Annotated in this window: 13 protein-coding genes; 2 read left to right on the top strand and 11 right to left on the bottom strand. The window is 55.3% G+C overall.

The features are described from left to right. Positions 1 to 95 precede the first annotated feature (95 nt). Positions 96 to 1,310 (bottom strand): beta-ketoacyl-ACP synthase I, encoded by a 1,215-nt coding sequence (gene fabB, locus ACLJTG_RS17790; RefSeq protein WP_000817161.1) that lies wholly within the window; start codon positions 1,308 to 1,310, stop codon positions 96 to 98. Positions 1,311 to 1,469: 159 nt separating this feature from the next. Here fabB and mnmC point away from each other — a divergent pair, with 159 nt between their 5' ends. Further along, on the top strand, positions 1,470 to 3,470 hold the full coding sequence (gene mnmC, locus ACLJTG_RS17785) for a bifunctional tRNA (5-methylaminomethyl-2-thiouridine)(34)-methyltransferase MnmD/FAD-dependent 5-carboxymethylaminomethyl-2-thiouridine(34) oxidoreductase MnmC (protein WP_023261648.1): 2,001 nt from the start codon (positions 1,470 to 1,472) through the stop codon (positions 3,468 to 3,470). A gap of 51 nt (positions 3,471 to 3,521) precedes the next feature. On the opposite strand, the gene ACLJTG_RS17780 is transcribed toward mnmC, so the two are convergent. The 6 genes from ACLJTG_RS17780 to prmB are packed head-to-tail and all read right to left on the bottom strand — an operon-like array spanning position 3,522 to position 8,068. Beyond that, the gene (locus ACLJTG_RS17780) at positions 3,522 to 3,797 is read right to left on the bottom strand and encodes a YfcL family protein (protein WP_000559749.1); all 276 of its coding nucleotides are present in this window, start codon (positions 3,795 to 3,797) and stop codon (positions 3,522 to 3,524) included. Between the two features lie 32 nt (positions 3,798 to 3,829). Then, positions 3,830 to 4,378 (bottom strand): elongation factor P hydroxylase, encoded by a 549-nt coding sequence (locus ACLJTG_RS17775; RefSeq protein WP_001066345.1) that lies wholly within the window; start codon positions 4,376 to 4,378, stop codon positions 3,830 to 3,832. After that, positions 4,378 to 5,187, bottom strand: a complete 810-nt coding sequence (locus ACLJTG_RS17770) for a sulfite exporter TauE/SafE family protein (protein WP_000368599.1) — start codon at positions 5,185 to 5,187, stop codon at positions 4,378 to 4,380. The genes ACLJTG_RS17775 and ACLJTG_RS17770 overlap by 1 nt, the downstream gene beginning before the upstream one ends. Further along, complete coding sequence (gene mepA / locus ACLJTG_RS17765) at positions 5,187 to 6,011, bottom strand: penicillin-insensitive murein endopeptidase (RefSeq protein ID WP_023229932.1); 825 nt, start codon at positions 6,009 to 6,011, stop codon at positions 5,187 to 5,189. The genes ACLJTG_RS17770 and mepA overlap by 1 nt, the downstream gene beginning before the upstream one ends. A 3-nt stretch (positions 6,012 to 6,014) precedes the next feature. Next, positions 6,015 to 7,100 carry a chorismate synthase gene (gene aroC, locus ACLJTG_RS17760; protein WP_000918456.1) on the bottom strand — a complete coding sequence of 362 codons (1,086 nt, stop codon included), beginning with the start codon at positions 7,098 to 7,100 and terminating at the stop codon, positions 6,015 to 6,017. A 35-nt stretch (positions 7,101 to 7,135) separates the two neighbouring features. Beyond that, a complete protein-coding gene (gene prmB / locus ACLJTG_RS17755; RefSeq protein WP_001542329.1) occupies positions 7,136 to 8,068 on the bottom strand; it encodes a 50S ribosomal protein L3 N(5)-glutamine methyltransferase in 933 nt (310 codons plus the stop codon). Between the two features lie 165 nt (positions 8,069 to 8,233). Between prmB and smrB the strand changes: the two genes are divergently transcribed. After that, positions 8,234 to 8,785: an endonuclease SmrB gene (gene smrB / locus ACLJTG_RS17750; RefSeq protein WP_000730794.1), complete on the top strand. Its 552-nt coding sequence runs from the start codon at positions 8,234 to 8,236 to the stop codon at positions 8,783 to 8,785. A 99-nt stretch (positions 8,786 to 8,884) separates the two neighbouring features. On the opposite strand, the gene sixA is transcribed toward smrB, so the two are convergent. The 4 genes from sixA to ACLJTG_RS17730 all read right to left on the bottom strand — a co-directional run bounded on the left by sixA (position 8,885) and on the right by ACLJTG_RS17730 (position 13,498). After that, entirely contained in the window at positions 8,885 to 9,370 is a 486-nt protein-coding gene (gene sixA / locus ACLJTG_RS17745) for a phosphohistidine phosphatase SixA (RefSeq protein WP_017465508.1), read from the bottom strand. Positions 9,371 to 9,578: 208 nt separating this feature from the next. After that, positions 9,579 to 11,726 carry a fatty acid oxidation complex subunit alpha FadJ gene (gene fadJ, locus ACLJTG_RS17740; RefSeq protein ID WP_000214154.1) on the bottom strand — a complete coding sequence of 716 codons (2,148 nt, stop codon included), beginning with the start codon at positions 11,724 to 11,726 and terminating at the stop codon, positions 9,579 to 9,581. Next, positions 11,726 to 13,036, bottom strand: a complete 1,311-nt coding sequence (fadI, locus tag ACLJTG_RS17735) for an acetyl-CoA C-acyltransferase FadI (protein ID WP_001248130.1) — start codon at positions 13,034 to 13,036, stop codon at positions 11,726 to 11,728. The genes fadJ and fadI overlap by 1 nt, the downstream gene beginning before the upstream one ends. 177 nt (positions 13,037 to 13,213) lie before the next feature. After that, complete coding sequence (locus ACLJTG_RS17730) at positions 13,214 to 13,498, bottom strand: YfcZ/YiiS family protein (protein WP_000030904.1); 285 nt, start codon at positions 13,496 to 13,498, stop codon at positions 13,214 to 13,216. Between the last annotated feature and the right edge of the window lie 155 nt (positions 13,499 to 13,653).

Below are 13,653 nucleotides of genomic sequence, written 5' to 3'. Positions count from 1 at the left end.
ATATAATATCCATATAATTTGTTGTTCCCTGAATGAAAAAACAGGTCGCATTAGCGACCTGTTTCATTGTTGATACTACAACGTAATAGTCAGGCTTACAACTTACGCATCACCAGCGTGGCGTTGGTGCCGCCAAAACCGAAGCTGTTAGACATTACGGTAGTCAGTTCACGCTCGGTCGTTTCGGTCACGATGTTCAGACCCGCAGCCTGCTCATCCAGCTCTTCGATGTTGATGCTCGGCGCGATAAAACCGTGCTCCAGCATCAGCAGAGAGTAGATGGCTTCCTGCACGCCAGCCGCACCCAGCGAGTGGCCGGTCATCGCTTTGGTCGCGGAGATAGCCGGGCTGTTATCGCCAAACACTTCACGGATTGCACCGAGTTCTTTCACGTCGCCTACCGGAGTAGAGGTACCGTGAGAGTTCAGGTAGTCGATCGGCGTGTCTACGCCGTGCATCGCCATCTGCATGCAACGTACTGCGCCTTCACCAGACGGAGCAACCATGTCTGCGCCATCGGATGTTGCGCCATAGCCGACGATTTCCGCATAGATATGCGCGCCGCGCGCCAGAGCGTGCTCCAGCTCTTCGACAACAACCATACCGCCACCGCCCGCGATGACAAACCCATCACGGTGCGCATCATAGGTACGGGACGCTTTTTCAGGCGTATCGTTATATTTGGTGGACAGTGCGCCCATCGCGTCGAACTCACAGGCCATTTCCCAGCACAGCTCTTCGCCGCCGCCAGCAAAAACGATGTCCTGTTTGCCCAGTTGGATCTGTTCAACCGCATTGCCGATACAGTGTGCGGAGGTCGCGCAAGCGGAACTAATGGAGTAGTTCACGCCATAAATTTTAAACGGCGTAGCGAGGCAGGCGGAAACGCCGGATGCCATTGCTTTCGTCACCACATACGGGCCAACGGCTTTCAGACCACGCGGACTACGCATGGCGTCTGCGCCAAAGACCTGGAATTTCGGGGAGCCGCCGCCGGAACCTGCAATCAGGCCGACACGCGGGTTATTCTGATAGACTTCCGGCGCCAGACCGGCGTCGGCCACTGCCTGCTCCATAGACAGATAAGCATAAATGGAGGCGTCGCTCATAAAGCGCACGACTTTGCGGTCAATGAGGCCAGTGGTATCCAGTTTTACGTTGCCCCATACCTGGCTACGCATGCCGGCGTCCTTCAGCTCCTGAGAGAAAGTGATCCCTGAACGTCCTTCACGCAGAGATGCCAGGACTTCCTGCTGGTTATTACCGATGCTGGAAACGATGCCCAGGCCAGTAATCACTGCACGTTTCATTCAATACCTCTGTAATTCGCACTATTTTTAAGTTTCGATTGGCACAATAGCGTACACTTGTACGCCGAACAAGTCCGATCAGCCATTTAGTACGGAAATTTGCGCCATCAGGCACACATCGTTAAGATCGCGATACCGCCCGTCAGACGAGTAACTTACGTGAAACAATACGCCATACAACCCGCCACACTCGAATTTAACGCTGAGGGTACACCTGTTTCCCGAGATTTTGATGATGTCTATTTTTCTAATGACAATGGACTCGAAGAGACACGCTACGTTTTTCTTGGCGGCAATCGTCTTGCGGAGCGATTTCCCGTACATTCACATCCATTATTTATAGTCGCGGAAAGCGGTTTTGGCACCGGACTCAACTTCCTGACGCTGTGGCAGGCGTTTGACAGCTTTCGTTCTGCGCACCCACAGGCGACGCTGCAAAGGTTACATTTCATCAGTTTTGAGAAATTCCCGTTAACGCGCGACGATCTGGCGCTGGCGCACCAACACTGGCCGGAGCTCGCGCCCTGGGCAGAGCAGCTGCAGGCGCAATGGCCGCTGCCACTCCCGGGATGCCACCGCCTATTGCTGGATCGGGGTCGGGTGACGCTGGATTTGTGGTTTGGCGATATTAATGAATTGACCGACCAACTGGACGCCACGCTGAATCAAACAGTCGACGCCTGGTTCCTCGACGGTTTTGCCCCGGCGAAAAATCCGGATATGTGGACGCCAAACCTGTTTAACGCGATGGCGCGGCTGGCGCGGCCCGGCGCAACGCTGGCGACGTTTACCTCGGCGGGTTTCGTCCGTCGGGGATTGCAGGAAGCCGGTTTTACCATGCAAAAACGCAAAGGCTTCGGGCGTAAACGCGAGATGCTTTGTGGAGTGATGGAACAACACCTCATGCCGACCCTTTCCGCGCCCTGGTTTTACCGCAGTGGAAGCGAAAAACGTGAAACGGCGATCATTGGCGGCGGCATTGCCAGCGCGCTGTTATCACTGGCGTTACTGCGTCGCGGCTGGCAGGTGACGCTCTATTGCGCAGATGATCAGCCCGCCCAGGGCGCTTCCGGTAATCGACAGGGCGCGCTTTATCCGCTCCTTAGCAAACATGACGCCGCCATTAATCGCTTTTTCCCGACCGCATTCACCTTTGCCCGTCGCCTGTATGATGCCCTGCCCGTCTCTTTTGATCATGACTGGTGCGGCGTAACGCAGCTCGGATGGGATGAGAAAAGCCAGCAGAAAATTGCCCAGATGCTGTCCCTGGCGCTGCCCGCCGGACTGGCCTCGGCGCTCAATGCCGAAGAGGCGGAACAGGCGGTTGGCGTGACGACACGCTGCGGAGGAATTACCTATCCGGCAGGCGGCTGGCTGTGCCCGGAACAATTAACTCGCGCAGTCATCGCACTGGCGACCGAACAGGGTTTACAAACGCGCTTTCGCCATACGCTCACGTCGCTCGTTGCGCAGGAGTCGCGCTGGCAACTGCGCTTTACGTCAGGTGAAACCGCCAGCCATGAGACCGTCGTTCTGGCGAACGGCCATCAGATTAACCGTTTTGATCAGACCCGGCCGCTGCCGGTGTATGCCGTCGGGGGGCAGGTCAGTCATATTCCCACCACCTCCGCCCTCTCGGCGTTGCGTCAGGTGTTATGCTACGACGGCTATCTGACGCCGCAAAATCCGCATAATCAGCAGCACTGTATTGGCGCCAGCTATCACCGGGGCGATGAAAGCACCGTCTGGCGCGAAGAAGATCAGCGTCAGAACCGACAGCGTCTGCTTGACTGTTTTCCGGATGCGAAATGGGCCACAGAGGTTGACGTTAGCGGCAACAGCGCCCGTTGCGGCGTGCGTTGCGCCACCCGCGACCATCTGCCGATGGTGGGCAATGTCCCGGATTACCACGCCACGCTGACGCATTACGCCGATTTAGCCGATAACAAAACGTCGGCGGCGCCTGCGCCTGTGTATCCGGGTTTATTTATGCTCGGCGCGCTGGGATCGCGCGGTTTGTGCTCAGCGCCATTATGCGCAGAAATTCTGGCGGCGCAGATGAGTAACGAGCCGATTCCACTGGATGCCGGTACGCTGGCGGCGTTAAATCCAAATCGGTTATGGGTGAGAAAGTTATTGAAGGGAAAAGCGGTGAAGTAATGGGTCAGTCAATAGCGGAAGGCGGCAAGCGTCGCCTTCCGGCCCACGGCGTTATTGTTTTGCCTTGTCGAACAAATTGTCCCACATCGCTTTGACTAACGCCTGATCGCGCGGCGACAGTTCGCCGGCGCCGATCGCTTTTTCCAGACTTTGGCTAACGTTGGCATAGACCGCCTCAACGGAGTGGTCATCACCGCTCTCCAGCTCGGCAATGGCTAACGTCAGGTGGCCACGCAGGTATCCACTGGCAAAAAGCTCATCGTCGCTGGCGTGCTCTACCATATCGTCAATTAATGCCAGAATGCGTGATTCAAACTCCGCGATCATCTTCTTTCCTCATTGTAAACGTGGCGCTGGCTTTAATTAAGCGCTTCCGGCCACGGGAACTGTTCCGCCTTAAGTTCGGGCGTGTGATAGTAATTCTGTAGCGCTTTGATGAAGCGGGCCGGACGTTCAGGAATGCCCTGCTCCAGATACGCCATTACCTGCGCATGAACCCGGCGCTGAAACGCCACGCGATCCGGTTCAATATCGCCTTCCAGATTGTCGCAACTGACGTTAAAGGGATACCCCGCCGCCACGCAAAACAACCAGTCGAAAGCCTGTGGCTTCACCTCAACGTCTTCGAATTGACTTTGGGTCTGCGCGTCGCGTCCGTCCGGGCAGTACCAGTAACCAAAGTCAACCAGTTCGCGGCGCGCCTTACCGGCGATACACCAGTGAGAAATCTCATGCAGCGCGCTGGCGTAAAACCCATGCGCAAAGACGATACGGTGGTACGGTACCTGCGCGTCAGCAGGAAGATAGATCGGTTCGTCGTCGCCTTTAATCAGACGGGTATTAAATTCTTCGGCAAAGCAGCCGTTAAAAATCTCAATTAACTGTTCGTAATGGTGCGTATTGTTCATTAATTCATCCCCAACCAGTGGAGGATCTCCTGTCCGTGGCTATCATAAAGTAACCTGGCGCTCATTACCGCCGAGACAATAACGATCATCGGTCTGATAAGCTTTTGGCCTTTGCTCAACACCAGACGCGACCCCATTCGCGCCCCTAAAAACTGACCAACCAGCATCACGAAGCCCGTCGCCCAGATCACTTTGCCGCCGATGATAAATAACAGCAGGCCGCCAACGTTGGAGGTAGCGTTAAGCACTTTGGCATGTGCCGTGGATTTCGCCAGGTTATAGCCACATAAGGTGACAAACGCCAGAGCGTAAAACGACCCGGCGGCAGGCCCGAAAAAGCCGTCGTAAAAACCGACGCATCCCCCGGCTATCAGCGCGAACGGTAATCCATACAGGCGGCGCTGGCGATCTTCCTCCCCCAGCTTCGGCATCAATAAAAAATAGAGGCCGATGAAAATCACCAGGATGGGCAAGATCTGGCGCAAAATATCCGCCTGCACGTGCTGCACCAGCAGCGCGCCGCTCATCGAGCCAATGAACGTCATCAGAATATTGAGCTTTTGCTCGGCCAGGTTTACCACTTTACGGCGAATAAAATAGAGCGAAGACGAGAGGGAGCCGCCGCACGCCTGTAATTTATTGGTCGCCAACGCGTTTGCCGGCGACATCCCGGCGGCCATCAGAGCAGGGATAGTGAGCAGCCCTCCGCCTCCGGCGATAGAATCGATAAATCCTGCCAGTACGGCGACAAAAAACAGCACCACCAGCAGCAGCGGGGAGACCATAAACAGATCATAAAAATTGTCCATCAGAGTACATGCTCATCCAGTAGCGCCTGGCAGGAAGGCGGCAACGGCGGCGGTGTCTTCTTCTCAGGCTTTGTGGTGCCAGGTTTTGGCGGTTCGAACCAGCTTTGCAGTTCAGCGCCGCATCCATCGCCCGGCGGGGGTAAAGGTTGATCTTCGCACTCCAGGCTGTCGGCAGGGCAGCGTAAACGCACGTGCATATGCGCGCGATGCTGGAACCAGGGGCGTACTTTACGTAGCCAGTCACGATCGCTTCCGGCATCGAGGCAAAGCTGTTGTTTAATAGCCGGATTGACGAAAATACGGGTGACGTCATTGTCTTGTGCCGCCAGTTTGATCAGACTGGCGATATCCGACGACCAGCGCGACGGCACGACATGTTTACCGTCGCGGGACACCAGATCTAACGCCTGCGGGCGCAAGAGCTGCGCCTGGCTCCAGCGCGTTTTCGGCAACTGCAAGAAAATATCCACATCAAGCCCGGTCTGATGACTGGCGTGTCCGCCATTAAAGCGGCCTCCGGCAGGCATCCCCATGTCGCCTATCAGGACGGTTCCGAGCCCCCGTTGCTGCACCTGATGACTCAACCGCTGGATAAACATGACCAGATCCGGGTGGCCGAAATAACGGCGCTGATCGGTGCGCATCACCTGATAATTATCGGACTGTACCGGCAACGTGTCGGCGCCAATGATGCATCCGTTGGCAAAGCTACCGATAGACTGGGCGGCGCCGGGGACAGGATGGGTTATTTTCTGCCACGGCGTCGCCGCCAGGCTGGCGCTACTGACAAACCATGCCAGCAGCGCAATCGCGGTTTTTTTCATTTCTTACCAGCGTGGAATCTCTGTCTTTACATCCGCATTCTGTGCCCGATGGCGCAGCAGGTGATCCATCAGCACGATCGCCAGCATGGCTTCTGCGATCGGCACTGCGCGAATCCCCACACACGGATCGTGGCGCCCTTTGGTGATCATTTCGACTTCTTCACCTGCCCGGTTGATCGTACGTCCCGGCACGGTAATGCTGGAGGTAGGTTTCAGCGCCATATGCGCCACAATGTGTTGCCCACTACTGATGCCACCGAGGATGCCGCCAGCGTGGTTGCTCTGAAAACCCTGCGCCGTGATTTCATCGCGATTCTGGCTGCCGCGCAGCGCCACCACGTTAAATCCTTCGCCGATCTCCACGCCTTTCACCGCATTAATGCTCATCAGCGCATGGGCGATGTCCGCATCCAGTCGGTCAAATACCGGTTCGCCAAGCCCTGCCGGCACGCCGCTCGCCATCACCGTCACTTTCGCGCCGATGGAGTCACCCTCTTTTTTCAGCGCGCGCATCAGTTCGTCCAGCGCGTCAAGTTTGTCCGCATCGGGACAAAAGAACGGATTAAGCTCAACCTGACGCCAGTCTTTAATCTCCAGCGGAATGTCGCCCATCTGGGTCAGGCAGCCGCGGATTTCGATGCCGAACTTTTCCGCCAGGTATTTCTTGGCAATCGCCCCTGCCGCTACGCGCATCGCGGTTTCACGCGCGGAAGAACGTCCACCGCCACGGTAATCGCGCAGGCCGTATTTCTGCTCATAGGTGTAATCCGCGTGTCCCGGACGAAAAACATCTTTAATCGCGCTGTAGTCCTGCGAGCGCTGATCGGTGTTTTCAATCAGCAGGCCAATGCTGGTGCCGGTCGTCACGCCATCAAACACGCCGGAGAGAATTTTTACCTGGTCCGGTTCGCGGCGCTGGGTAGTATAGCGCGAGGTGCCGGGGCGGCGTCTGTCGAGATCGTGTTGCAGATCGGCCTCCGTCAACGGGATGCCGGGCGGCACGCCATCGACGATACACCCAAGCGCCAGCCCGTGTGATTCGCCGAAAGTGGTTACGCGAAAGAGTTGTCCAATTGTGTTTCCTGCCATCACGGCTCCGTTATCGTTGTTGTCGTTTGCGTGTTTTAATCTTTATAAATATTGAAATGTTCACGGGCCGCGAGCAACTGCGCTTTGGTCAACATAAAGACGCCATCGCCGCCGTTGTCAAACTCCAGCCAGGTGAACGGCACATCCGGATACTGCTCCATCAGATGTACCATGCTGTTTCCGACTTCACAAATCAGAACGCCGTCATCGGACAGATAATCCGGCGCATTCCCCAGGATACGACGGGTCAATTTGAGGCCGTCAGTGCCGGACGCCAGCCCCAGCTCAGGTTCGTGGCGATATTCGTTCGGCAGATCGGACATATCCTCCGCATCGACATAAGGCGGGTTAGTGACAATCAGATCGTACTGAACTTTCGGCAGATCGCGGAACAGATCGGAACGGATTGGCGTCACGTGATGGATAAGACCGTGTTCTTCAATGTTATGCTCGGCGACAGCCAGCGCATCCGGCGAAATATCGACCGCATCAACCTCTGCGTCCGGGAAAGCATAAGCACAGGCGATGGCGATGCAGCCGCTGCCGGTACACATATCCAGAATATATTTCGGCTGTTGGCTAATAAGGCCGGCGAAGTGGTTATTAATCAGCTCGCCAATGGGCGAACGCGGCACCAGCACGCGCTCATCGACATAAAATTCGTGGCCGCAGAACCAGGCTTTATTGGTCAGGTAGGCGACCGGGATACGCTCGTTAATGCGACGAATCACTCGCTCGACAATGCGGTGTTTTTCGCTGGACGTCAGCCGCGCGGTCCGCATATCTTCCGGAATATCCAGCGGCAGATAAAGAGACGGCAACACCAGTTGTACCGCTTCATCCCACGGGTTATCGGTACCGTGTCCATACCAGATATTCGCCGCGCTAAAGCGGCTTACCGCCCAGCGCAACATGTCCTGAATGGTATGCAGTTCACTTACTGCTTCATCGACGAAAATTTTATCCACGTATTCCTCCAGGGCATGCTCGCATTAAATTCGGCGGCTAGTTTGCCACGAAGACAGGGATAAATCAGCATTGACGCGGCGGGAGAATACGAAAAATCCGTTTTGACCGTTCGGATATCCTCCGGGTCGGGTAAACTAAGGCAAAAGATCAGACGAGACCCACGAATGAAAAAGAAAACATCGCTCAGCGAGGAGGACCAGGCGCTGTTCCGTCAGCTGATGGTCGGCACCCGAAAGATTAAACAGGATACTATCGTCCATCGGCCACTGCGCAAGAAAATCACGGAAGTCCCTACCCGAAGGTTAATTCAGGAACAGGCGGACGCCAGCCACTATTTTTCCGATGAGTTCCAGCCGCTGCTCAATACGGAAGGGCCGGTAAAGTATGTCCGTGAAGATGTCAGCCATTTCGAGCTAAAAAAAATGCGCCGCGGCGACTATTCGCCGGAACTGTTTCTGGATTTACACGGCTTAACGCAGCTTCAGGCCAAGCAGGAACTGGGGGCGCTGATTGCCGCCTGCCGTCGGGAACATATTTTTTGCGCCTGCGTCATGCATGGACACGGTAAACATATTCTGAAACAGCAAACGCCGTTATGGCTGGCGCAGCATCCGCATGTGATGGCCTTTCATCAGGCGCCGAAAGAGTACGGCGGCGACGCCGCGCTGCTGGTGTTGATTGAAGTGGAAGAGTGGCAACCGCCCGAATTACCCTGATGCGGAATTGCCGGATGGCGGCGCAAGCGCCTGATCCAGCCTACGAACAGCCAGCGCTGTCGTAGGCCTGATAAGCGAAGCGCCATCAGGCAGCAAAGATTAAATCGCTTTCGCCATTTTCAGATTGCAGGGACTCATTTGCCAGTTGAATGTCCCCTTGCCGCTTTCATCAAGCGTAACGTTGGCAATTGCGGACGTCGTGAACATCGGCGGCGTTTCGCCCGGACAAAGCTCAGATACCAGGTATCCGACCAGAGGTAAGTGAGAAATCACCAGCACCGATCCGATCTCTTCATTGGCCAGCACCTGGAGGTAGGCGCTGACCAGACCGACATCGCCACAGGGCGTTAGCTCCGGCAGGACATCCACCTGAGCCGGCAGATTCATACAATCGCCGACCACATCTAACGTCTGTTCGGCCCGAAGAAACGGACTCACCAGAACACGTTCGATATCCACTTTTTGACCTTTCAGCCAGTTCGCCATCAGGCGAGACTCGTCACACCCACAAGGGGTCAAGGGACGAACCGAATCACTGGCGGCATCAAGGGCTGCGTCGCCGTGACGCATGATAAAAACTTGCATATTGCACCGCTTTTGTTAACCAGTTTCACCAACACGCTTACCACATGCCCCTATTGGCTGCGGCAAAAATGCGGTGGCCGGCATTGTGCCTTATCCATTCACTGAATGAAACGCTGTTTTTTACCTCAATGGCGTAAGTATAGTCAATCCTTGATTATTATTTCGCCACTAAGGAGGCATTCAGTGCGGATTCATATTCTCTTTGACCTCAATTTCCCTGGTCAGTTTCCCCATTCGTCCAGAAATGCTCCCTGCGCTCCGCCATGCGCACTAATTGTTCACAAGGCGCGTAACGAGGACCGTAAAGTGCGGCCAGGCGCTGTAATGTCGCCACCATTTCACCCGGCCCGAGAGCATCCATATAGCGGAACGGGCCACCGAGAAACGGCGGAAAACCGATACCAAACACGGCGCCGATATCGCCATCGCGCGCGCTGCGAATCACTTTTTCGTCGAAACAGCGCGCCGCTTCGTTAAGCATTAACATGACACAGCGCTCTGCCACCTGCTGCGCAGACAATCGACTCTGCCCTTGCACGCCAATAAGCTTATAAATAGCAGGGTCAACCTGTTTTTTGCTTTTACGCCCTTTTTCGCCATAAAGATAGAAACCGCGACCATTTTTTCTACCTTTGCGATCGTCATTCAAAATTGAAGCAACAACATTTGCAGGCGCGCTAAAACGTTCTCCATACGCCGCCTCAAGCACAGGAATAATTTTAGTGCCCGTATCGATTCCCACCTCATCCAAAAGTTGGATTGGTCCCACCGGAAAACCAAATTTTACCAGGGCGGCGTCAATATGTTCGACGCGTTCGCCTTCAGTCAGCATCCGAATCGCCTCATTGATATACGGCGCAAGAATTCGGTTAACATAAAACCCGGCTTTATCACTGACGACTATCGGGGTTTTACCCTGTTTTTTCGCCAGCTTAACGGTCGTGGCGATGGTCTGCGCGGAAGTAGACGCATGAGGAATAACCTCAACCAGTGGCATTTTTTCGACCGGGCTAAAAAAGTGCAATCCAATCACCTGTTCCGGTCTGGCCGCATTCGCCGCAATATCGCCAATCGGCAGGGAAGAAGTATTGGAGGCAAAAATGGTGTGAGCAGCGCAATTTTGTTCCACTTCCGCCACCATCTGTTGTTTTAACGGCAGATCTTCAAACACCGCTTCAATGACCAGATCACGATGACTGAAACCACGGTAATCGGTCGAACCTGATATCAACGCCAACTGTTTATCGCGTTCGCTGGCTTTGATATGGCGGCGGCGTACTTTTGTTTCAAGCAGATCCCAGCTGTATTTCAGAGCATGATTGATCCCCTGAGTATTTATATCCTTAATTCGTACTGGCAAGCCGCCTTTACAGGCCGTAACCCAGGCGATACCGCCGCCCATTAACCCGCCGCCTAAGATGCCCACGCTGTTCAGCGGGCCGGGCGGCGCATCGCTACCGGGATCTTTTTTCACCTCGGTACTGGCAAAGAAAATAGCGCGCAGCGCCTGCGATTGAGGCGTCATCGCCAGCTCGCCGAAAGCGCGCGCTTCCGCGTCATAGCCGCTACTGCTGCCCTGCGCCAGTCCAGTTTCAATCACATCAATGATCCGCTCCGTCGCCGGATAATTACCCTGCGTTTTTTGCGCCGTCTTTTTACGCACCAGGCGAAATAACAGCGCGCGTCCCAACGGCCCCGCCAGGATACGTTCCCGGACCGGTAATGTCCGCTGCGCCAGACGTTCTTTTTTAGCCAGCTCGACAGCCGCTTCCAGTAAAATAGTTTGCGGCACCACATCATCAACCAGCCCGGCTTTAAGCGCCTGTCTGGCGCGAAGCTGTTTACCTGTCAGGATCATATCCAGCGCGGTACTGACCCCCACCAGCCGTGGAAGTCGCTGCGTTCCGCCCGATCCCGGTAAAAGCCCTAACTGTACCTCCGGCAGTCCAAGAACGGTTTTAACGTCATCGGTACAGATGCGCCGATGGCAGGCCAGCGCCATTTCAAGGCCGCCCCCCAGACAGGCGCCATGAATGGCAGCGATAACCGGAACAGGCAACGCCTGGATCTCCGCCATCAGTTGTTGCCCCTGACGCGCCAGCGTTTCCGCTTCCTGCGCGTTTTGGCAGTGACCTATCATGTTGATATCAGCGCCAGCAATAAAGTTATCTGCTTTGGCTGAGATAAAAACAACGCCCTGCAACGCTTTGTTTTCCCGGATCTGCTTCAGGATGGCGCGTACCTGCGTGGCAAACTCCGCTTTCAGGGTGTTCACCTTTTCTCCAGGGACATCAATAGCGACAACCGCGACATTATCCAGACGCACGTTAAGCATAAAAGCTGATGTGGTAGTCATTATTCCGCCTCCAGAACCATCGCCGCGCCAAGACCGCCAGCCGCGCAGGCCGTGACCAGGCCAAAACCTCCGCCCCGACGCCGTAATTCATGCAACGTTTGGGTTATCATCCGTGCGCCCGTTGCGGCAAAAGGATGCCCGTAGGCGATTGAGCCGCCGAGCACGTTGAATTTAGCGTCATCCACCTCCCCTGTCGCCTGCGCACGACCAAGCACCTCACGGGCAAATCGTTCGCTGCCCAGCAGTTGTAAGTTCGCCAGAGTCTGGGCGGCAAACGCTTCATGCATGTCAAAAAGCGTCAGATCGGCCATCGTCAACCCGGCCCGCTCCAGCGCCAGCGGCGTTGACCAGGCCGGCCCCAATAGCATGTCCTGCCAGACATCAATAGCGGTAAAGGCGTAGCTGCGCAGATAACCAAGCGGGTGCAGCCCCAGCTCTTTAGCGCGGGATTCGGTCATCAGAATAACGGCGGCAGCGCCGTCGGTCAGCGGTGTACTATTGGCGGCGGTCACAGAGCCATGTTTTCTGTCAAAAGCGGGACGCAGTTTGGCGTAGTCCGCCAGCGTGGAGGTGCCGCGAATGTTGTTGTCTTCTGCAAAGGGGTTTTTATACGGCGGCACATAGGTCGTCATCACTTCTTCCGCCAGTTTGCCCTCCGCCCATGCCTGCGCGGCGCGCTGATGTGAACGATGCGCCAGCGCGTCCTGCTGTTCACGCGTAATACCATACGTTTTCGCCATCTGTTCGGCGGTATCGCCCATGCGCAGACCGGTGGAATACTCAGCAACGGCGGGAGGAACGGGCAGCAGGTCGCGTAAGCGCAGACGAGAAAAAAGCGTCAGCCGTTGGCGGGTCGTCCGGGCTTTATTGACATCAACCAGTACCCGCGCCAGGGCTTTACTCACGCCTATTGGCAGTACCGACGACGAATCTGCGCCGCCAGCGATACCCGCGCGTATCGTGCCGGCCATCAGGCTTTCCGCCACATTCGCTACCGCCTGAAAACTGGTGGCGCAGGCGCGGCTTACGCTATAGGCATCGGTATGAACATTCATTCCCGTACCCAGCACAATTTCGCGCGCAATGTTGGGGGCTTCCGGCATTTGTACTACCTGACCAAAAACCAGTTGCTCAATGGCATCGGCTGGAATTTCACTGCGCGCCAGCAGCTCGCCTACCACCATCTTGCCGAGATCAACAGCGGGAATACCATGAAATGCAGTGGCCTGACGAGCGAAGGGGGTTCGTAACCCACTGACAATAGCAATGCGATCGCCCTGACGGGTGACCAACGGTAAAGCCTGACGCATAGTACTCCCCTGTAAAAAAATAAATTAGTGGTCTGACCTGATCACAGTCTTAACCAATTTTTTACATTTAGCCAAGCAGAGAGAAAAGAAAGTGGGAGCTAAGGCACAGTGAAGGGAAACGACAAAAAAAGAAAACGCCTCCGCCAGATGATGACGGAGGCGTCGTGAATGAACGGATTAACGCAGGCCGAGCTGGAAGATCAGCGTTTCTGCTTCGCAGGCGAAAACAAAATCAATATCCAGACGAACGCCTTCGGATTCCTCGGTAAAGGTTGGCGTAATTTGGCAAGGTTCAGACTCCACGCTACGCGCTTTTTCGGTTAACGCCGCCAGCGTCTCTTCAGCCTCTGCGCGGGTAGCGAATACGCGGCTGTATGACGCGGTGCAATCGGAGTTGTCCATGATGGTTCCAACGTCCATACAGCAGCAAACCGGGGTTTCATCAGCACTGCATTTACTCATTGTAGATTTCCTCTGTATTTGCACCCAGGGTGCCAGATAAACGATGGGGATATTTTACGCTCCCGGCATTCGCCTCTCCAGTCGTTAATGGTGGGAAACGCGTTAAGTGACCGAAATCACACTTAAAAATGATCTAAAACAAAAATCGCGCGATC

Source organism: Salmonella sp. SAL00672 (genome assembly GCF_046552175.1).
Taxonomy (GTDB): domain Bacteria; phylum Pseudomonadota; class Gammaproteobacteria; order Enterobacterales; family Enterobacteriaceae; genus Salmonella; species Salmonella enterica.
Note: the sequence above shows the minus strand (reverse complement) of the source record. Positions and strands in the feature narration are given on the sequence as shown.

Coding starts and splice junctions, on each gene's coding strand:
- fabB (WP_000817161.1), bottom strand. CDS start 1,310: ATGAAACGTGCAGTGATTACTGGCCTGGGCATCGTTTCCAGCATCGGT.
- ACLJTG_RS17780 (WP_000559749.1), bottom strand. CDS start 3,797: ATGATCGCGGAGTTTGAATCACGCATTCTGGCATTAATTGACGATATG.
- ACLJTG_RS17775 (WP_001066345.1), bottom strand. CDS start 4,378: ATGAACAATACGCACCATTACGAACAGTTAATTGAGATTTTTAACGGC.
- ACLJTG_RS17770 (WP_000368599.1), bottom strand. CDS start 5,187: ATGGACAATTTTTATGATCTGTTTATGGTCTCCCCGCTGCTGCTGGTG.
- mepA (WP_023229932.1), bottom strand. CDS start 6,011: ATGAAAAAAACCGCGATTGCGCTGCTGGCATGGTTTGTCAGTAGCGCC.
- aroC (WP_000918456.1), bottom strand. CDS start 7,100: ATGGCAGGAAACACAATTGGACAACTCTTTCGCGTAACCACTTTCGGC.
- smrB (WP_000730794.1), top strand. CDS start 8,234: ATGAAAAAGAAAACATCGCTCAGCGAGGAGGACCAGGCGCTGTTCCGT.
- sixA (WP_017465508.1), bottom strand. CDS start 9,370: ATGCAAGTTTTTATCATGCGTCACGGCGACGCAGCCCTTGATGCCGCC.
- fadJ (WP_000214154.1), bottom strand. CDS start 11,726: ATGACTACCACATCAGCTTTTATGCTTAACGTGCGTCTGGATAATGTC.
- fadI (WP_001248130.1), bottom strand. CDS start 13,036: ATGCGTCAGGCTTTACCGTTGGTCACCCGTCAGGGCGATCGCATTGCT.
- ACLJTG_RS17730 (WP_000030904.1), bottom strand. CDS start 13,498: ATGAGTAAATGCAGTGCTGATGAAACCCCGGTTTGCTGCTGTATGGAC.